Source organism: Dietzia sp. Alg238-R159, from assembly GCF_900537145.1.
GTDB classification, from domain to species: Bacteria; Actinomycetota; Actinomycetes; order Mycobacteriales; family Mycobacteriaceae; genus Dietzia; species Dietzia kunjamensis.
In genome coordinates, this window is sequence record NZ_UNRI01000007.1 from 145740 (window position 1) to 164502 (window position 18763).

Below are 18763 nucleotides of genomic sequence, written 5' to 3' on the forward strand. Positions count from 1 at the left end.
GTGTCACGCGACTACTACGGGACCCTCGGGGTCGATAGGGGCGCCTCGGAATCCGAGATCAAGCGCGCCTACCGCAAGCTCGCCCGGGAGCTCCACCCCGACGTCAACCCGTCGGACGAGGCGCGTGAGAAGTTCAGTGAGATCACCGCGATCTACGAGGTGCTCACCGACCCCGAGAAGCGCCGGGTCGTCGACATGGGCGGCGACCCGCTGGACTCCTCGCCCGGCGCCGGTTACGGCGGCGGCGGCTTCGGTGGTGGCTTCGGCAGCGGCGGCCTCGGTGACGTGTTCGAGGCCTTCTTCGGCGGCGGCGGGGGAGGCGGCGGCGGCCGCGGTCCGCGCAGCCGCGTGCAGCCCGGCTCGGACGCCCTCATCCGCGTGACCCTGGGCCTGGACGAGTGCGCCACCGGAGTCACCAAGGAGATCCAGGTCGACACCGCCGTGCTGTGCGAGAAGTGCCACGGCAAGGGGTCGGCCACGGACACGCCGCCGGCCACGTGTGGCATGTGTCAGGGCCAGGGCGAGATCCAGTCCGTCCAGCGGTCACTGCTCGGCAACATCATGACCAGCCGCCCGTGCCCCACCTGCGCGGGCACCGGCGAGATCATCACCGACCCGTGCGGTGAGTGCACCGGCCAGGGCCGCGTCCGCAAGCGCCGCACCGTCTCGGCCAAGATCCCCGCCGGCGTCGGCGGCGGCATGCGCATCCGCCTGTCCGGGCAGGGTGAGGTCGGTCCCGGTGGCGGTCCCGCCGGCGACCTGTACATCGAGGTCAACGAGCGCAACCACCCGGTGTTCGTCCGCGACGGCGAGGACTTGCACTGCACCGTCCGCGTGCCCGTCGTCGACGCCATGCTGGGCGGCGAGGTCGAACTCGAGACCGTCGTGGGCGAGCCCCTGACGATCGACATCCCGTCCGGTACCCAGCCCGGTCACACCGTCACGCTGACCGGCCGTGGGATGCCCCGCGTGCGCGGCGGCGGCGCCGGCGACCTCACGGTCCACATGGAGGTCGTGGTCCCGGAGAAGCTGGACCGCAAGCGCCGCGACCTGGTCGAGCAGCTGCGCCGCCTCGACGGCGACTCGGCCGAGGTCGTCAACGAGGACACCGCCCGCCGCGGTGGCCTGTTCTCCCGCCTGCGCGACGCCGTCGCGGGGCACTGAGGCGCCCGTGACCCCGTCGTTGTTCCGGGCCGGGACGGTCCCCGGTGTCGGCGAGACACTGGTGCTCGACGGGCCGGAGGGCCGGCACGCCGGATCCGCGCTCCGCGTCCGGGTGGGGGAGGCCGTCCGGGTCGGTGACGGTCGGGGAGTGGTGGCGGACTGTGTGGTGATGACGACGAGTTCCGGCAGGGTCGAGGCGGAGGTCGTCACCCGGGTCGACGTCCCACGCCCCACCCCGGAGGTCACCGTCGTGCAGGCCCTGCCCAAATCCGAGCGGTCCGAGCTGGCTGTCGAGCTGGCCACCGAGGCCGGAGCCGACCGGATCGTGCCGTGGCAGGCCGACCGCTGCGTGAGCCGCTGGACCGGCCCCAAGGTCGACAAGGGCCGCACCAAGTGGACCAACGCCGCCCGCGCCGCAGCCAAGCAGTCGCGGCGGGCGTGGGAGCCCGAGATCGGCGACCTCGTCTACTCGACCGCCCTCGCCGCCCTGGTCGCCTCCGAGGTCGACGCGGGCGCCCGCGCACTCGTCCTGCACGAGGACGGCGCCGCCGGTTTCGCCGACGCGGTCACCGCGGGCCCGCCGGCGACGCGGATCCTCGTCGTCGTCGGCCCCGAGGGCGGGGTCTCCGACGCCGAACTCGACGCACTGACCGCGGCAGGCGCCCGGCCCGTCGTCCTGGGCCCGGAGGTGCTCCGCACCTCCACCGCCGCCACCGTGGCGCTGGCCGCACTCGGCGTTCTCACACCGAGATGGTCGCCCGCGGGGTCTACACTCGATCCAACCTCACCATGACACGGGAAGTGATCCACGTAAGCACCGCAGGAAACGACAGAGCCACCGGGAACGACAGCGCCACCGGAAACGACAGCGCCACCGGGAACGACCGGGATCCCGCCACGGCCACCGACACCGGTGGCGTCCGACGCGACACCGGCGACTCCTCCGCCCGCACGGCCGTCCAACTGGACCCGGACCTGGCGATGGCGGTGCTCGGCACCGCCGACGCCAACCTCCGCGCCCTCGAGGACCTGCTCGACGCGGACCTGCACGTGCGGGGTGGCACCATGACCATCTCGGGCGATCCGCCCCACGTGGACCGTGCCTCCCGGGTCGTGTCCGACCTGCTGCGGCAGGCCCGCAGGGGAGTGGAGATCACCCCCGCCTCGGTGCGCCGCTCGGTGGAGATCCTCGCCGACTCGGGGCCGCTCACGCCCGAGGAGGTGCTCGGCACCGACGTCCTGTCGCGCCGCGGCGGCATGATCCGGCCCAAGACCCTCGGCCAGAAGCGATACGTCGACGCCATCGACGACCACACGATCGTGTTCGGACTGGGCCCGGCCGGCACCGGCAAGACCTACCTCGCCATGGCCAAGGCCGTCGCCGCGCTCCGCGCCAAGGAGGTCAGCCGCATCATCCTCACCCGGCCCGCGGTCGAGGCCGGTGAACGCCTGGGCTACCTGCCCGGCACCCTGCACGAGAAGATCGACCCGTACCTGCGGCCGCTGTACGACTCGCTGCACGACATGATGGACCCCGAGGCCATCCCGAAGCTCATGTCGGCCGGGGTGATCGAGGTGGCGCCGCTGGCGTACATGCGTGGGCGGACCCTCAACGACTCGTTCATCATCCTCGACGAGGCGCAGAACACCACGCCCGAGCAGATGAAGATGTTCCTGACGAGGCTCGGCTTCGGCTCGAAAATCGTCGTGACCGGGGACATCACGCAGATCGACCTCCCCGGCGGCCAGCGCTCGGGACTGAAGGTCGTCCGCGACATCCTCACCGGGGTCGACGACATCCACTTCTCCGAACTCACCTCCCGCGACGTCATCCGCCACGCGCTGGTCGGGCGGATCGTCGACGCCTACGCCAAGCACGAAGCGCGCCTCGAACGAGGCGAGCGACCCACCATCCACAAGAACAGGGAGCAGCGCCGCCGATGAGCATCGAGGTCGCCAACGAGTCGGGCGTGGAGGTCGACGAGGCAGAACTCATCGACGTGGCCGCGTTCGTGATCGCCCGGATGGACGTCCACCCGGCCGCCGAACTGTCGATCACCCTCGTCGACAAGGACACGATGGCCGATCTCCACGTGACGTGGATGAACCTGCCCGGCCCCACCGACGTCATGAGCTTCCCCATGGATGAGCTCACGCCCGGAGGCCGCCCCGACCTGCCCGAACCCGGACCGGCCATGCTCGGCGACATCGTCCTGTGCCCGGCGTTCGCCGCCGACCAGGCCGCCAGCTCCGGCCATCCCCTCGCGCACGAGCTCGCGTTGCTCACCGTCCACGGGTGCCTGCACCTGCTGGGGTACGACCACGCGGAGCCCGCCGAGGAGCGGGAGATGTTCGGCCTCCAGAACGAACTGCTGGGCGAGTGGTACGACCACCGAGACGAGTCCCCGAGAGTGGACGCCTGAGACGTGGACACCACCATCCTCACGGCTGTCGCGGCCGTGGTGCTCATTCCCGTCGCCGGACTGTTCGCCGCCCTCGACGCCGCCCTGAGCACGGTCTCGGTGGCCCGCGTCGAGGAGATGGCCAAGGAGAACCGTCACGGCGCGACGCGGTTGTCGAAGATGCTCGCCACCCGGCCGCGGTACATCAACGTCACCGTCCTGCTCCACATGCTGAGCCTCGTGGCCGCGGCGGTGTTGTTCACCGTCGTGTTCAACGATCTCATCGACTCCACGGGCTGGGCGCTGGCCGTCGCCGTCGTGGTGACCACCGTCGCCGCCTACATCGTGGCCGGGGTCGGACCCCGCACCCTCGGCCGACAACACGCCTACTCTCTCGCCCTGGGCGCCGCGACCCCGCTGACCGTGACCGGGTTCGTCCTGGGCCCCGTCGCCACCCTGCTCGTCGGCCTGGGCAACGCCGTCACCCCCGGCGGCGGTTTCCGCAACGGACCGTTCGCCTCCGAGATCGAGCTGCTCGAGATCGTCGACATGGCCCGCGAGCGCGGGGTCGTGGCCGACGACGAGTCCCGCATGATCCAGTCGGTGTTCGAACTCGGCGACACCACCGCGCGCGAGGTGATGACCCCGCGCACCGAGATGGTGTGGATCGAGTCGGACAAGACGGTCGGCCAGGCCGCGCGACTCACCGTAAAGTCCGGGTACTCGCGTATCCCGGTGGTCGACGGGGACAACTCCGACGACGTGGTGGGCGTCGTCTATCTGCGCGACATCGTCGCCCGGCTCGACGACCCGGACGGGCGCGCCGCCCCGGTGGCCGACGTGATGCGCCCCGCGGTGTTCGTGCCCGACGCCAAGCGGATCGACGACCTGCTGAGCGAGATGCAGCGGGACCACAACCACCTGGCGATCCTCGTCGACGAGTACGGCGGGACCGCCGGGCTGGTCTCCATCGAGGACATCCTCGAGGAGATCGTCGGGGAGATCGTCGACGAGTACGACACCACCGAGGTGCCGCCCGTCGAGGACCTCGGCGACGGACGCTACCGCCTGTCCGCCCGGCTCGGGCTGGACGAGGTGGCCGAGCTGTTCGACGTCGAGTTCGCCGACGAGGTGACCGAGGAGGTCGAGACCCTGGGCGGGCTCCTCGCCCTGGAGCTCGGGCGCGTCCCGCTGCCCGGCGCCCACGTCGTGTCCACCGGGCTCGACCTGCGCGCCGAGGGCGGCCACGACCGGCGCGGACGGGTCAAGGTGGTCACCGTGGTGGCCGAGCGGACCGAGAAGAACGACGACAACGACGACGACCCCCAGCGCGAGGACAACCGATGAGCACTCCCGAGAACTTCCGTAGCGGGTTCGTCAGCTTCGTGGGCCGACCCAACACGGGCAAGTCCACCCTGACCAACGCGCTCGTGGGGGAGAAGATCGCCATCACCTCCTCGCGGCCGCAGACCACACGGCACGCGATCCGCGGGATCGTGCACCGGCCGGACGCCCAGATCATCCTGGTCGACACCCCCGGACTGCACCGCCCCCGCACCCTGCTCGGCGAGCGGCTCAACGCGCTGGTCGAGGACACCTACTCCGATGTCGACCTCATCGGCCTGTGCATCCCCGCCGGGGAGCGCATCGGCCCCGGGGACCGCTGGATCCTCGAGCAGGTCCGCAAGCTGTGCCCCACCACGCCGGTGCTCGGGCTGGTGACCAAGATCGACACCGTCTCCAAGAAGAAGGTCATGGAGCAGCTCGTGGCCGTGTCGACGTTCCTCGGACCGGACTCGGAGGTCGTCCCGGTGTCGGCCGCGTCCGGCGAGCAGGTCGACGTGGTGGCCGACGTCATCGCGACCCTGCTGCCCGAGGGGCCCCAGTTCTACCCCGACGACATCATCACCGAGGAGTCCGACGAGAGCCGCATGGCCGAGCTCATCCGCGAGGCGGCCCTCGAGGGCGTCCGCGACGAGCTGCCCCACTCGATCGCCGTGTCGATCGAGGAGATCCTGCCGCACGAGGGCCGCGACGACATGGTGGACGTCCACGCCACCGTGTACGTGGAACGACAGAGCCAGAAGTCGATCGTCCTGGGCAAGGGCGGCTCGCGGATGCGCGAGGTCGGCACCACCGCCCGGGCCGGCATCGAGAAGTTGCTCGGCACCAAGGTCTACCTCGACCTGCACGTCAAGGTCCTCAAGGAGTGGCAGCGCGACCCCAAGATGCTGGGACGCCTGGGCTTCTAGCCTCTCCACGGCTCGTGGCCCGTGGGACACTGGACACCTGAGCGCGCACGCACCCGCGTGCGCGCCCGCCCGGACATCGCCCCGGAAGGAGGCCCGGATGCATCCCTTCACCGACACGGGCCTCGTCGTGCGCACCTACGACCTCGGGGAAGCCGACCGGATCGTCACCCTGCTGACCGAGCGGCACGGGCTCGTCCGCGCCGTCGCCCGGGCCGTGCGACGCACCCGGTCCCGGATGGGCGCGAGCCTCGAGCCGTTCGCGGTGGTGGAGGTGCAGATCGCCCCGGGCCGTGGTCGCAGTGGGCTCGGGACCGTCCGCCAGGCCAGCAGCCGTGAGTCCCTGGCTCGTCCGCTGGTGGCGGACTACCCGGCGTACACCTCCGGGTGCGTGGTCCTGGAGACCGCCGAGCGCCTCGCGGGCGAGGAGGGGGCGCCCACCCCGCGGCTGCTCGGCCTCGCCGTGAACGCCCTGCGCTCCCTGGCCGAGCACCGCCGCGAGCCCGGACTGGTCGCCGACGCGTTCCTCCTGCGTGCCATGTCCGCCTCCGGCTGGGAGCCCGTCCTGGACTGCTGCGTGCGCTGCGGCGTGGTGGGCCCGCACCGGGCCTTCCACGTCGCGTCCGGCGGGACCGTGTGCGTGCACTGCCGCCCGCAGGGATGCGCGATGCTCTCACCCGGTGTCGCCGAGCACCTGTCCGCGCTGCTGGCGGGGGAGTGGGACGCCGTCGGGGTGTCCTCGCCCGCCGTCGTGCGCCAGGCCTCCGGCATCGCCGCCGCACACCTGCAGTGGCATCTCGAACGAGACCTGCGCAGCCTGCCCCTGGTCGACCGCGGCACGGTCGGCCCCGTCGAGCCAGTAGAGGAGTCCCGTGCCCGGACTACCCAGATTTCGTAAGCGTCCCGTCCCTCAGGCGAGCGTGGTCCGGCCACCCACCCCGCACGCGTCGGGTGCCCGCCCGCCGGCCATCCCGGCCGAGTTCGTGCCGCGCCACGTCGCGCTGGTCATGGACGGCAACGGCCGCTGGGCGCAGGAGCGCGGTCTGCCCCGCACCGAGGGGCACAAGCGCGGCGAGGCCGTGCTCATGGACGTCGTGCAGGGCTGCATCGAGATGGGTATCCCGTACCTGTCCGCCTACGCCTTCTCGACCGAGAACTGGAAGCGCAGTCCCGAGGAGGTCCGATTCCTCATGGGCTTCAACCGGGACGTCCTGCGCCGCCGCCGGGACGAGATGCACTCGCTGGGCGTGCGGGTCCGGTGGGCGGGGCAGCGACCCCGGCTGTGGCGGTCGGTCATCTCGGAACTCGAGGAGGCCGAGGAGCTCACCCGCGACAACACGGTCATGACCCTGGCCATGTGCGTGAACTACGGGGGCCGCGCCGAGATCGTCGACGCCGCCCGCGACTTCGCCCGCCGCGTCGCCGCCGGCGAACTCTCGCCCGATGACCTCACGGAGGACAACTTCTCCCAGTTCCTCGACGAGCCGGACATGCCGGACGTCGACCTCTTCCTGCGCCCGTCCGGGGAGCTGCGCACGTCCAACTTCATGCTGTGGCAGGCCGCCTACGCCGAGTTCGTCTTCCAGGACACGCTGTTCCCGGACTTCGACCGCCGCGACCTGTGGGCGGCGTGCCTGGAGTACGCCGAGCGTGACCGGCGCTTCGGCGGCGTCACCAGCTCCTGACTCGCGGGCGCCCGGTCAGTCAGCCAGGCCAGCCCCGCCCGCCTGGCCCGCCGCGCACTCCGCGCACAGGCCGAACAGCTCGATGGTGTGGCTGACGTCGGTGAACCCGTGTGCCCGGCCCGCGCGATGGGCCCACACCTCGACTCCCGGCTCCTCCACCTCCACGGTGAACCCGCAGACGCGGCACACCAGGTGATGGTGGTGCGAGTCGGAGCACTTGCGGAAGATCAGTTCCCCGGAGTCGGTCCGCAGCACGTCGACGGCCTCCGCGTCGGCCATCGACTGCAGGGTCCGGTACACGGTGGTCAGTCCGATCGTGTCGCCGCGCTCGCGAAGTTCGGCGTGCAGGTCCTGGGCGGAACGGAAGCCCTTGGACTCGTCGAGCAGAGCGGAGATCGCGCTGCGTTGACGAGTCGACCGCACGCCGATCGGCTTGTCCGGTGTCGTCATGGATCTACTGCTCCCCGGCGTGCCCGACGGCCGCCTCGACGATGTCGAGCAGATGCTCGTCCAATAGTTCGTAGCGCATCTCCCGACCCTGCCGGTGGGAGGAGACCACGCCGGAGGACTTGAGGATGCGCAGGTGCTGACTGACCAGCGGCTGGGTGACGCCGAGTGCGTCGACCAACTCGTGCACGCACCGGGGACCGTCCCGTAGCTGCAGCACGATCGCGATACGCAGCGGGGCGGACAGGGCCCGGAGCAGTTCTCCGGCCGCGGACACCACCCGCTCGGGAGGCAGGGGGACCGGGGAGGCCCGGTGGTCGGCGTCGTGGACGTCCGTGACCGGGTCGGATCCGGTCGATCGGGGTCCGCTGTGCATCGTCTCCACCTTCCGGGCTCGCTCCCGGGCTCGGTCGCCGCCGGCGTCGTATCGGGTAGGGGACCCCAGTATCCCAGACCCGGGGGGCCGACCGGATACCCTGGTGAAAGTGCCCGGGCGCCGGCCCGCGCCGAGGTGGTCCACCCGACGCCTCCGCCAACCGACTCACCAAGGGAGAACCCCCGACGTGGCAGCCTCAGCTTCCGTCATCGACACCGTCGTCAACCTCTGCAAGCGCCGAGGACTGGTGTACCAATGTGGCGAGATCTACGGCGGTACGCGCTCGGCGTGGGACTACGGCCCCCTGGGTGTGGAGCTCAAGGACAACATCAAGAAGCAGTGGTGGCGCACCTTCGTCACCGGCCGGGACGACGTGGTGGGCCTGGACTCGTCGATCATCCTGCCCCGCCAGGTGTGGCAGGCCTCCGGCCACGTCGAGACGTTCACCGACCCCCTGGTCGAGTGCAGGTCCTGCCACACCCGGCTGCGTCAGGACCATCTCCAGGAGGCGTACGCCGCCAAGAAAAAGCTGGATCATCCGTCCGAGGCCCCGATGTCGGAGATCGCCTGCCCCAACTGCGGGAACAAGGGCCAGTGGACCGAGCCCCAGCTGTTCTCGGGCCTGATGAAGACCTTCCTCGGCCCCGTGGACAACGAGACCGGCCTGCACTACCTGCGTCCGGAGACCGCGCAGGGCATCTTCATCAACTACAAGAACGTCATGACCACCGCGCGTCGCAAGCCGCCGTTCGGTATCGGCCAGATCGGTAAGGCGTTCCGCAACGAGATCACCCCCGGCAACTTCATCTTCCGCACCCGCGAGTTCGAGCAGATGGAGATCGAGTACTTCGTCAAGCCCGAGGAGGCGGACGAGCACTTCACGACGTGGGTCGAGGACTGCTGGGACTGGTTCGTGGACCTGGGGATCGACCCGCAGAACCTGCGTCGCTTCGACGTCCCGGAGGACGAGCGCGCCCACTACTCGGCGGGCACGATCGACTTCGAGTACAAGTTCGGGTTCTCCGGCAACGAGTGGGGCGAACTCATGGGTGTCGCCAACCGCACGGACTACGACCTCACGCAGCACCAGACCCACTCCGGTGAGGACCTGCAGTACTTCGATCAGGCCTCGGGCGAGAAGTACATCCCCTACGTCATCGAGCCGAGCTTCGGCCTGACCCGCTCGCTCATGGCGTTCCTCGTGGACGCCTACACGGAGGACGAGGCGCCCAACGCCAAGGGCGGGGTGGACACCCGGACGGTGCTCAAGCTCGACCGCCGGCTCGCGCCGGTCAAGGCCGCGGTGCTGCCGCTGTCGCGCAACGCGGACCTGTCGCCCAAGGCCCGTGATCTGGCGGCCCAGCTGCGCAAGAACTGGAACGTCGACTTCGACGACGCCCAGGCCATCGGCCGCCGCTACCGCCGCCACGACGAGATCGGCACCCCGTTCTGCATCACGGTGGACTTCGACACCCTCGAGGACCAGGCCGTGACCATCCGTGAGCGAGACACCATGGCGCAGGAGCGCGTGGCGATCGACCAGGTCGAGGGGTACCTCGCGCAGCGCCTGATCGGGTGCTGACGGACTCCCCTGGCACACTGGTCGGGTGAGTAGAACAACCGGGTCCCCGCTCCGTGCGGTGTCCAGGGCCGTCGGCTGGCTCCTGGCCATCGCACTGCTGTTGTGCCTGGTCATACCCGGATTCATCTCGTTCCGGGTGTGGTCCGTGGCGCGTGTCGACGATCGATCTCCGGCCGACGCGATCGTGGTGCTGGGCGCGGCGCAGTACAACGGCATCCCCACCCCCGTGTTCCAGGCCCGGCTGGAGCACGCGGCCCTGCTCTTCGAGGAGGGGGTCGCGCCGCAGGTCATCACGGTCGGTGGTAGCCAGCCGGGTGACCTCTACACGGAGGCCGGGTCGGGGCGGGCCTATCTGACCCGCCTCGGCGTGCCCCCGGAGGTGATCCTGGCGGTGGAGACCGGGACCAACACCGAGGGCAGTCTGGACGCCGTGGCCCAGACCGTGCGCGACCAGGGTGGGCAGTCGGTGGTGCTGGTCAGCGACCCCACGCACTCGTATCGCTCGCGCATGATGGCGCGGGACGCGGGGCTGGACGCGTGGACCTCGCCGACCCGCCACGGGCCGGCGGTGTGGACCCGGGAGAACCAGATCATGGGGATCATCCGGGAGACGGGCGCGGTGCTCTGGTACCAGTACCACCGGTTCGCCGGGAGCAGTGTGGACTTCCCGGACTGAACCGCCGGGGCGGGTGGCGCGTGCGGATGCGGCCTGCCGCAGGGATGACGGGGCGGTGACGCCCGGAGGAGAAGTGGATGACGGGATACGCGTACGACGCCGCGGACGCCGAGCGCCGGGTCGACGAGGGTTCCGGCCGCGCCCGCGGGAAGGCGAGCGAACGCAGCCCGTTCGACCGGGACCGCGCCCGCGTCCTGCATTCGGCCGCATTGCGCCGACTCGCCGACAAGACCCAGGTGGTCGGCCCCGGGGACGGCGACACCCCGCGGACCCGCCTCACCCATTCGCTCGAGGTCGCCCAGATCTCCCGCAGTATCGCGGCCGGGCTGGGGAGCGACCCGGACCTGGCGGACCTGGCGGGACTGAGCCACGACATCGGGCACCCGCCCTACGGCCACAACGGCGAGCGGGCGCTGGACGAGGTCGCGCGTGGCTTCGGCGGTTACGAGGGCAACGCGCAGACCGTGCGGATCCTGTCGCGGCTCGAGCCCAAGGTCGTCGACGCCTCCGGCCGTGGGGTCGGGTTGAACCTCACCCGCGCCGCGCTGGACGCCGCCACCAAGTACCCGTGGCTGCCGAGGGAGGGGACGCGGAAGTTCGGCGCCTACGCCGATGACGCGGACACCCTCGCGTGGATCCGGCAGGGCGCTCCCGGGGACACCCGGTGCCTCGAGGCCCAGATCATGGACTTCTCCGACGACGTCGCCTATTCGGTCCACGATGTCGAGGACGCGATCGTCGCCGGCCGGCTGGACCTGCGCTCGCTGTCCGACCGGTCGGAGGTCGCCGCGCTCGCGGAACTGGGCGCGGAGGAGTTCCGCGGTCCGGACGCCGATCAGCTGGAGCAGGCCGCCGGGCGTCTCGGTGCGCTCGAGGTGGTCCGCGCCGTGCAGCCGTTCTCCGAGAGCTTCACCGGGTTCGTGGCGCTCAAGGCCCTGACCAGTGAGCTGGTGGGCCGGTTCGTCATGCCCGCCATCCACGCCACCCGCGAGGTGCACGGGGCCAGGCCGCACGGGCGCTACAGCGCGGATCTCGAGGTGCCGGTGGAGGTCGAGGCCGAGGTGGTGATGCTCAAGACGATGGCGGTGCGCTACGTCATGAGCGACCCCGGGCACCGCCTCAGGCAGGACCGCCAGCGGGACCGGATCCATCGGGTGGCGGAGTTCCTCGCCCAGTCCGCGCCCGCGGGCCTCGACCCGGTCCTCCGCCCGCTGTGGGATTCGGCCCCGGACGACGCCGCGCGGATGCGGGTGATCGTCGACCAGATCGCCCTGTACACCGAGAGCCGGCTCGAGCGGGTCGACCGGGCGAGCGCCGGCATCCAGGCCGCCTGGGGCTGAGCCGCCCGCCCCCACCCCCGCGACCGCCGGCCCCCGTCAGCCGACCGCGCGCACGACCTCGCCGACCAGCTGGTCCACGCCCACCGCGTCGAGGGTCGAGCCGGGGGAGAAGCCGGTGCGGACCACCACGAGATCGGCCGAGGGGACCACCACGACGTACTGCCCGTCGTGCCCGGAGGCCCAGAACGCGTCGGTCGGCAGGTCCGCGAACCGGAGCGGGGTCCCGTCACCGGCCGTGTTGAGCCACCACTGGGCGCCGTACGGTTCGGGCTCGCCGCCCGCCGGGACCCCGGTCGTCGCGTAGTCCATCCACCCCGCGGGCAGCAGCCGCTGTCCGTCCACCTCGCCGTCGTCGAGCACGAACTGACCGAACCGCGCCCAGTCGCGCGGGCTCGCCCACAGGTACGAACTACACACCGATCCGCCGGAGGCGTCGGCCTCGAGGACGGCGCTGCGCATCCCGAGCGGGCGGAAGAGCAGTTCCTCGGCCATCTCCGGCCCCAGCCCGGTGCGTTGGTGCAGCAGGTCGCAGACGATGTTGCTCGTGCCGGACGAGTACTGGCGGAACTCGCCGGGGGCGTGGGCGGCCGGCTGTGAGGCGGCGAAGGCGGCCATGTCGGGTTCGAGGAAGAGCATCCGGGTGATGGGCGTGCCCAAGTCGTACTCCTCGTCCCAGTCGAGGCCGGAGGTCATGCGCAGCAGGTGGTCCAGCGAGATCTGCGACCGTCCGTCGGTCCACTCGGGGCGCAGGCCGGTGGTGGCGGGGTCGAGGTCGGCGTCGGGGAACTCGACCTGCGCGCGCCCGACGAGCGTGGAGGCCACGCTCTTGGCCATGGACCAGCCGAGCTGGCGGGTGTCGGGACCGAAACCGTCGGCGTACCGCTCGCCGAGGATCTCGCCGCGTCGGACGACGACGAGGCCCCGCGTCCCCTCCTGCGCCGCGGCCTCATCCAGTGCCGACGAGACCTCGTCCGGTGCGTCGGACGCCTCTGCCAGGCGGATGCCCTGAGGGCCATCCCCGCGCAGCGGCGGGGGCGGCTCACTGCCCTGCGATCCCGCCGCGCGGTCACCGAGGGCACAGCCGTGCTCGGAGACGTGGGCGGTTTGCCGGAAGCCCACCCCCAGCACCGAGGCGGTCGCGGTCCCGGCCTCCTCGTCGACCGACGTCCGCATGACGGGGACCAGCGGATTGGGCGGGAGGTCGGTGTCGTAGTCCTCGCGGCCCACGAGGTAGTGTAGGGCGCAGGCGTTGTGGGCGGCGTACCCGGTGCCGGTGAGCAGCATCGGCCGGTACCAGACGCCCACCGCGACCACGGCTGCGACGAGGAGCGCGACCACCGCGACCACCGCGATGAGAACTTTCCGACGACGTGTCATGGGGTCAGAACCGCCCGCCCGCGCCGCCACCGCCGAAGCCGCCGCCACCGCCTCCGAAGCCACCGCCGAATCCGCCACCGAGGCCGCCGCCGCCGAAGCCGCGGGCGGATCCGAAACCGCCACCGCCGCCGCGGAGCATCCCCTGGATGAGCGCGCCGGCGACCATGCCGCCGACCATCGCGCCGGTGTTGGACCCGCGCCGTCCGCCGCGTCCGTACGGGCCGCCCCGGCCGCCGTACCCGCCGTAGCCGCCGGAGTACTGGGGCCGGGAGGCGTCGCTCTGCGCGAGACGGAGCGCCTCGCGGGCGAGGTTGAGCGCGCGCTCGGCGGCAGGGAACGCGGCCGGGCCGACCGTGCCCTCGGCGGTCGCCAGCGAGCTCTTCGCGGCCGCGAGGCGCGTGCGGGCGGCCTGGCCGATCACGTACGAGCGGCTGCCGATGAAGTCGTCGGCCTCGCGGACCGCCCCCGCGGCGCGGGTGATCGCGGCCCGGCGGGCGGCACGGGCGCGGTTGGCGGCCTCGGCCTCGTGCCCGGCGGCGGCCAGGGCCTCGTCGAGGTCGCGGTCCACGTCGATGAGGTGGGAGAAGGTCCCCAGCGGATCGGTCTGACCGTCGCGGCGGGCCGCGTCGACCGCCTCGCGCGCCGCGGCGGCCACCTGCGTGAGGGTCTGGCTGGAGGTGTCACTGACGTCGGTCGACGCCAGCAGCCGCGAGGCCATGGTCAGTTCCTCCTCGACCTCCTCGATCAGCGGGTCGAGGTCGCGGCGCGCGGTCGCGATGTCGTCGGCCGCGTGTTCGACGCCGTTGACCAGCTTCTCGGCCCGGGACAGCTCGCCTTCGGCGGAGGTGATGGCGTCCACGGCCTCGCCCTGCTCACCCACCGGCCGGGCCAGTGCCGCGCGGGCGCGGACGGTCTCGCCTTCCGCGGCGTCGAGCAGCTCCCCGGCCAGCGAGAGGTTGTCGGAGATGGAGGAGAGCACGGCCGACGGGAACCGCTCGCGCAGGTCCGCCATGGTCTTCTCGGCCTCGGGGAGCCGGGCGCGCAGGGAGACCGCGCGGCGGGTGAGCGTGTCGACGGAGGCGGCGCCGTTGATGAGCAGGTCGCGCATCTCAGCGAAGGCCGTGGCCTGTCCCTCGAGGCCGCGTTCGGCGCGTTCGGCGCGGGCGGCCACCTCGAGCAGCATGGCCTTGCGCTGGTCGGGCGTCTCGGGGATGTCGTCGTCGAGCCGCTGGACGAGTGCGTGCGCGGCGGCGACCTCGGCCCCTGCCGAGTCGAGCGCGGAGCGGAACGGCCGGGTACGCAGCTCGCCGAACTCGCCTGCGGCGGTCTCGAGGGCGTCCGTGGAGGCGTCCACCGACTGGTCGGCATCGGCCAACCCGGAGCGGGCGCGCGCGTCGAGCACCTCCACAGGCAGGGCCGACATCCGGGCGGTGTCGTCGCCGGGGATGTCGCGGGCGTCCTCGGCCTGCCTGGCCGTCCGCGTGGCGCGGCGCCGGCGGGCGAACAGGACCACGGCCGCGACGACGGCGATGATCACCACGATGATGGCCAGGATGGCGAACGGCGAGATCTCCGAGCCGGAGCCCTGGCGTTCGAGCCCGTCGGCCGCGCCGGTGACGGCGCCGGCCCAGTCGCCGGCGGCGAGGCGCGGTTCGATGTCGCGGTCGGCGATCTCTTGCGCGGTCAGCTGATCGGCAGTGGGCGAGGCCTCGGGGTCGTCGAACTCGAACCAGTACCTGCCCTCGTCCACGGCCACCACGAGCAGTGCGTCGGACGCGCCCAGGTCGGAAAGTTCCCGGGTCTGCTGCGTCCACTGCTCGACCGGGATGCCGTCGAGGGTGTCGACGAACGTCACCCACAGCTGGATCTGATCGGTCGAGCGCAGTTCGGCCAGTCTGCTCTCCACCTCGGGGGTGTCGCCGCCGAGGACCCCCGCGGAGTCGGTGAGCTGCTGCTGCAGGTTCGACGGGGGCTCGGCGGAGGCGCCGGGGGCGGCCCACACCAGCGCGCAGGCCAGGAACGCGACCACCGTCGCGAGCGCTGTCACCGGGGCCTGGCTGAACCGGGAACGGGGTCGCCGGGCGGCGGCGGGCGGGAGTTGGGCGGCGATCATGGCCCCAGCGTATCGGCCCCGAACAGGGGGCACGCCGGTCCTCGCCGGAGGCGGCTACTCTGGGCGTCATGGCAGGGCGGATTCCGGAGCAGGACATCGCCGCGATCCGCGAACGCACCCGTATCGAGGAGATCGTCGGCGAGTACGTCGCGCTCAAACCAGGTGGCGCGGACTCGCTCAAGGGGCTGTCCCCGTTCAAGGACGAGAAGACCCCCTCGTTCCACGTGCGTCCGCAGCACGGCTACTTCCACTGTTTCTCCACGGGTGAGGGCGGCGACGTCTTCGCGTTCCTCATGAAGATGGAGCACATCAGCTTCGTGGAGGCGGTGGAGCAGCTGGCCGACCGGCTGGGCTACCGCATCTCCTACGAGGGTGGCGGTCAGGTCATCCAGCGCGATCGCGGCACGCGGTCCCGGCTGGCGCAGGCGAACGCGGCCGCGCAGAAGTTCTACGCCGAGCGCCTGGCGCAGGATCCGGAGGCGGAGACGGCGCGCACCTTCCTCACCGACCGCGGGTTCGACATGGCCCAGGCCCAGCACTTCGGCTGTGGGTACGCGCCCGCCGGCTGGGACACCATGAGCAAGCACCTCATGCGCCAGGGGTTCGAGCCCAAGGAGCTGGAGGCGGCCGGGCTGTCCAAGACGAGCTCGCGCGGCACCCTCATCGACCGTTTCCACCGCCGGTTGTTGTGGCCCATCCGCAACCTCGGGGGCGAGGTGATCGGGTTCGGCGCGCGCAAGCTGTTCGAGGACGACACCCTGGGCAAGTACATGAACACCCCCGAGACGATGCTCTACAAGAAGTCCCAGGTGTTGTTCGGTCTGGACCTGTCCAAGCGGGAGATCGCCTCGCAGCGTCGCGCGGTCGTGGTCGAGGGGTACACCGACGTCATGGCCATGCACGCGGCCGGCGTCACGACGGCGGTGGCCGCGTGTGGCACCGCGTTCGGCGAGGACCACCTGTCCACGCTGCGGCGCCTGATGCTGGACGACAACTACTTCCGCGGCGAGATCATCTACACCTTCGACGGCGACGAAGCCGGCAAGAAGGCCGCGCTCCGGGCGTTCTCGGGGGATCAGCAGTTCTCCGGCCGGACGTTCGTGGCGGTGGCCCCGCCGGGGACGGATCCGTGCGACCTGCGTCAGAACAAGGGCGACGCCGCGGTGCGGGATCTCGTGTCCGCGCGGGTGCCGATGTTCGAGTTCGCGATCCGCTCGATGCTCGAGGACTACGACCTCGACCACGCCGAGGGGCGCGTGGAGGCCCTGCGTCGCACCGTGCCGGTGGTGGCCGACATCCGCGATTCGACGCTGCGTGACGAGTACGCCCGCCAGCTCGCCGGCTGGGTCGGCTGGGACGACCCGGCGACGGTGGTGCGTCGCGTCCGCGAGGAGGCGCGCAAGAAGGGCCACGCGCGGTCGGCAGGGTCGGGTTCCGGGTTGCGCAAGCGTGCCCCCGGTGGACCGGGTGGGGGAGCCCGACCGGGGTGGGACACCGCCGAGCGTGGGGGCGGCGCGGGTCGCGGCCGTGGGGGATACGACGACGACGAGGCCGGCGGCCGCGAAGCTCCGCAGACGCCGGAGGTGCCGTCAGGCGTGCCCATCCCCGCCGCGGCGGACCCGGTGCTGTGGCCGCAGCGGGAGGCCGTGAAGGCGGCCCTGCAGTACCCGGGCCTGGCGGGTCCACTCTTCGACTCGCTGCCGGAGGAGTGCTACACCCACCCGGCCTACGCCACGATCGCGCAGGCACTGTCGACGGCCGGGGGGTGCGCGGCCGGCAAGAGCGGCGCGAACTGGGTCTCGGAGGTCTCCGAGGGGCTGGGCGACGACGGGCTGCGCCGACTGTTCGGGAGCCTCGCGGTGGAGACGCTGCGCGTATCCGAAGAGGCCTTGCCCCGCTACATCTCCGGCGTGCTGGCGCGGCTGCAGGAGGTGTGGGTCTCGGGCCAGATCGCGGACCTCAAGTCCAAGGTGCAGAGGATGAGCCCCGCGGAGGATCCCGAGGGCTACTCGGCGTTGTTCGGTGATCTGGTGGCTCTGGAGGAGTACCGGCGCGGCCTGTTGAACCAGGCGGTCGGCGCTACTCCGGATATCGCCTGACCAGCCGATTTGGTTCGTCGGCCTGCGGCGCACTAAGGTGAGTTCTCGGTATCCGGCATCACCGCCGGGCGCCAGCAGTGATCCCCCATAGCTCAATTGGCAGAGCATTCGACTGTTAATCGAAGGGTTATTGGTTCGAGTCCAATTGGGGGAGCTCAGCAACCAGGTCAGTGGCTTCCGAGCCACTGACCTGGTCTGCATTTCAGGGTGGTCAGCCGGGTGGGGCGTGCAGGGTGGGCCGGTAGATCAGCTCCTGGATCCGGCCGTCGAGGGTACGGCTCTCGAGCAGTTCGAGGTCATACTCCGCTCACCCCACGGCCCGGGACACTCTCGCCCGGCTCTGCGCCGAGGTCGCGGTCGAGCACACCTTGCCGGCCGATTCCGGGCGCACGGTCCGCGTGTCCGCCGTCCACCGCGTGGGCGTGCTGCCGGTGGGCGAGGTCGCGGTGGTGGTGGTCGCTGTGGCTCCGCATCGGGCCGAGGCGTTCGCGGCGTGTTCGGAGCTCATCGAGCGGCTCAAGCACGGGGTGCCCATCTGGAAACGGCAGCGCTTCACCGACGGCGTCTCCGAATGGGTGGGCGTCGGCGACTGCTGAGTTGGTCAGGCCGGCCGTCTGCGGGGTCGGTACCTGTCCTGACCCGGCGGATTGATGAGTGTGCCGTCGTCGGCGACGATGCGGTCGGCGAAGGCGTTCCACTCGCGTTCCCAGATGGCGTCACGGGCACGGGCCAAGGGGCCCTTGGGTCTGGTGCGGTGTTCGTGTCCGGTGTCGGTGATGATGACGAGTTCACCCAACGGCCCGGACCGGTAGGCGTTGGTCCCGAACGTCTTCTCCCGGTGGTGTTTGCGGCACAGGCAGACGAGGTTCCACTCGGTGGTCGGCCCGCCGAGCTCGGGGTCCTTCGTGTTGAACGCGATCACATGGTCCACGTCACAGGCCTCGGCGGGAACCGAGCATCCCGGGTGGCGGCAGGTGCCGTCGCGCATGCGGATGCGCTCGGCCATCGCCGGGGTGATCACGTAGCGCAGGGCGTGCTCGGGGGAGTCGAGCACGCCGGGGGCGGGGTCGATGAGCTCGAACCGCACGCTCGCGTCGTCGCCCTCGAGCAGTTCCGTGCAGAGCCATTCGACGCTGCTGTAGGTGCCGTGGACGAACTCGACACGGTTGGGCAGGCCCCGGGCCGCGGAGGCGATCACGCTGATGCGGATCGGCTGACCGGCCCGCGCGGCGTTGCCCAGCGTGGGCCGGGGG

At 71.4% G+C, this 18763-nt stretch carries 17 protein-coding genes, 1 tRNA gene and 2 pseudogenes; 14 read left to right on the forward strand and 6 right to left on the reverse strand.

The genetic code is table 11. The features are described from left to right. The 8 genes from dnaJ (at position 1) to G6R20_RS15110 (ending at position 7500) form a co-directional block, all read left to right on the forward strand. Positions 1-1164: a molecular chaperone DnaJ gene (gene dnaJ, locus G6R20_RS15075; RefSeq protein WP_119192828.1), complete on the forward strand. Its 1164-nt coding sequence runs from the start codon at positions 1-3 to the stop codon at positions 1162-1164. 7 nt (positions 1165-1171) lie between these two features. After that, complete coding sequence (locus tag G6R20_RS15080; protein WP_163376843.1) at positions 1172-1957, forward strand: 16S rRNA (uracil(1498)-N(3))-methyltransferase; 786 nt, start codon at positions 1172-1174, stop codon at positions 1955-1957. Continuing rightward, complete coding sequence (locus tag G6R20_RS15085; protein ID WP_240341496.1) at positions 1954-3108, forward strand: PhoH family protein; 1155 nt, start codon at positions 1954-1956, stop codon at positions 3106-3108. Before G6R20_RS15080 ends, G6R20_RS15085 begins: the two co-directional genes overlap by 4 nt. After that, positions 3105-3587, forward strand: a complete 483-nt coding sequence (gene ybeY / locus G6R20_RS15090) for an rRNA maturation RNase YbeY (RefSeq protein ID WP_007626431.1) — start codon at positions 3105-3107, stop codon at positions 3585-3587. Before G6R20_RS15085 ends, ybeY begins: the two co-directional genes overlap by 4 nt. A 3-nt stretch (positions 3588-3590) precedes the next feature. Then, entirely contained in the window at positions 3591-4913 is a 1323-nt protein-coding gene (locus G6R20_RS15095) for a hemolysin family protein (protein ID WP_163376844.1), read from the forward strand. Next, a complete protein-coding gene (gene era, locus G6R20_RS15100; protein ID WP_067719628.1) occupies positions 4910-5818 on the forward strand; it encodes a GTPase Era in 909 nt (302 codons plus the stop codon). Before G6R20_RS15095 ends, era begins: the two co-directional genes overlap by 4 nt. Positions 5819-5915: 97 nt before the next feature. Then, positions 5916-6713, forward strand: coding sequence for a DNA repair protein RecO (gene recO / locus G6R20_RS15105; RefSeq protein WP_096905746.1), 798 nt, complete (start codon positions 5916-5918; stop codon positions 6711-6713). A 22-nt stretch (positions 6714-6735) separates the two neighbouring features. Further along, positions 6736-7500, forward strand: a complete 765-nt coding sequence (locus tag G6R20_RS15110; RefSeq protein WP_163376853.1) for an isoprenyl transferase — start codon at positions 6736-6738, stop codon at positions 7498-7500. A 15-nt stretch (positions 7501-7515) separates the two neighbouring features. On the opposite strand, the gene G6R20_RS15115 is transcribed toward G6R20_RS15110, so the two are convergent. Next, the gene (locus G6R20_RS15115; protein ID WP_132061966.1) at positions 7516-7950 is read right to left on the reverse strand and encodes a Fur family transcriptional regulator; all 435 of its coding nucleotides are present in this window, start codon (positions 7948-7950) and stop codon (positions 7516-7518) included. A gap of 4 nt (positions 7951-7954) precedes the next feature. Then, positions 7955-8332, reverse strand: coding sequence for a metalloregulator ArsR/SmtB family transcription factor (locus tag G6R20_RS15120; RefSeq protein WP_227022084.1), 378 nt, complete (start codon positions 8330-8332; stop codon positions 7955-7957). A 178-nt stretch (positions 8333-8510) separates the two neighbouring features. Here G6R20_RS15120 and G6R20_RS15125 point away from each other — a divergent pair, with 178 nt between their 5' ends. The 3 genes from G6R20_RS15125 to G6R20_RS15135 all read left to right on the forward strand — a co-directional run bounded on the left by G6R20_RS15125 (position 8511) and on the right by G6R20_RS15135 (position 11921). After that, complete coding sequence (locus G6R20_RS15125) at positions 8511-9905, forward strand: glycine--tRNA ligase (RefSeq protein ID WP_163376845.1); 1395 nt, start codon at positions 8511-8513, stop codon at positions 9903-9905. Between the two features lie 58 nt (positions 9906-9963). Continuing rightward, entirely contained in the window at positions 9964-10581 is a 618-nt protein-coding gene (locus G6R20_RS15130) for a YdcF family protein (RefSeq protein WP_163376854.1), read from the forward strand. 77 nt (positions 10582-10658) lie between these two features. Continuing rightward, positions 10659-11921: a deoxyguanosinetriphosphate triphosphohydrolase gene (locus G6R20_RS15135; RefSeq protein ID WP_154830417.1), complete on the forward strand. Its 1263-nt coding sequence runs from the start codon at positions 10659-10661 to the stop codon at positions 11919-11921. A gap of 36 nt (positions 11922-11957) precedes the next feature. Here the strand turns inward: G6R20_RS15135 and G6R20_RS15140 are convergent, their stop codons facing one another. Together G6R20_RS15140 and G6R20_RS19045 are read right to left on the reverse strand one after the other, a co-directional pair. Continuing rightward, positions 11958-13298, reverse strand: coding sequence for a serine hydrolase (locus tag G6R20_RS15140; RefSeq protein WP_205475906.1), 1341 nt, complete (start codon positions 13296-13298; stop codon positions 11958-11960). A gap of 4 nt (positions 13299-13302) precedes the next feature. Continuing rightward, positions 13303-15411, reverse strand: a complete 2109-nt coding sequence (locus G6R20_RS19045) for a TPM domain-containing protein (protein WP_163376846.1) — start codon at positions 15409-15411, stop codon at positions 13303-13305. A gap of 68 nt (positions 15412-15479) precedes the next feature. Between G6R20_RS19045 and dnaG the strand changes: the two genes are divergently transcribed. Both dnaG and G6R20_RS15155 read left to right on the forward strand, forming a co-directional pair. Continuing rightward, entirely contained in the window at positions 15480-17510 is a 2031-nt protein-coding gene (gene dnaG / locus G6R20_RS15150; RefSeq protein ID WP_163376847.1) for a DNA primase, read from the forward strand. Between the two features lie 81 nt (positions 17511-17591). Then, positions 17592-17664, forward strand: a tRNA-Asn gene (locus G6R20_RS15155). 57 nt (positions 17665-17721) lie between these two features. Here G6R20_RS15155 and G6R20_RS19140 read toward each other — a convergent pair. Further along, positions 17722-17823, reverse strand: a pseudogene (locus G6R20_RS19140) (deaminase); the annotation flags it as partial. 37 nt (positions 17824-17860) lie between these two features. Here G6R20_RS19140 and G6R20_RS15160 point away from each other — a divergent pair. Continuing rightward, positions 17861-18106 (forward strand): annotated as a pseudogene (locus tag G6R20_RS15160) (molybdenum cofactor biosynthesis protein MoaE); the annotation flags it as partial. A gap of 5 nt (positions 18107-18111) precedes the next feature. Here the strand turns inward: G6R20_RS15160 and G6R20_RS15165 are convergent. Beyond that, positions 18112-18763: HNH endonuclease signature motif containing protein (locus tag G6R20_RS15165; protein ID WP_163376848.1), on the reverse strand; the 652-nt coding region annotated here is incomplete at its 5' end.

Excerpts from the sequence above, each read along its gene's own strand:
- G6R20_RS15085 (WP_240341496.1), top strand. The coding sequence starts at position 1,954 with ATGACACGGGAAGTGATCCACGTAAGCACCGCAGGAAACGACAGAGCC.
- ybeY (WP_007626431.1), top strand. The coding sequence starts at position 3,105 with ATGAGCATCGAGGTCGCCAACGAGTCGGGCGTGGAGGTCGACGAGGCA.
- era (WP_067719628.1), top strand. The coding sequence starts at position 4,910 with ATGAGCACTCCCGAGAACTTCCGTAGCGGGTTCGTCAGCTTCGTGGGC.
- recO (WP_096905746.1), top strand. The coding sequence starts at position 5,916 with ATGCATCCCTTCACCGACACGGGCCTCGTCGTGCGCACCTACGACCTC.
- G6R20_RS15115 (WP_132061966.1), bottom strand. The coding sequence starts at position 7,950 with ATGACGACACCGGACAAGCCGATCGGCGTGCGGTCGACTCGTCAACGC.
- G6R20_RS15135 (WP_154830417.1), top strand. The coding sequence starts at position 10,659 with ATGACGGGATACGCGTACGACGCCGCGGACGCCGAGCGCCGGGTCGAC.
- G6R20_RS15140 (WP_205475906.1), bottom strand. The coding sequence starts at position 13,298 with ATGACACGTCGTCGGAAAGTTCTCATCGCGGTGGTCGCGGTGGTCGCG.
- G6R20_RS19045 (WP_163376846.1), bottom strand. The coding sequence starts at position 15,411 with ATGATCGCCGCCCAACTCCCGCCCGCCGCCGCCCGGCGACCCCGTTCC.
- dnaG (WP_163376847.1), top strand. The coding sequence starts at position 15,480 with ATGGCAGGGCGGATTCCGGAGCAGGACATCGCCGCGATCCGCGAACGC.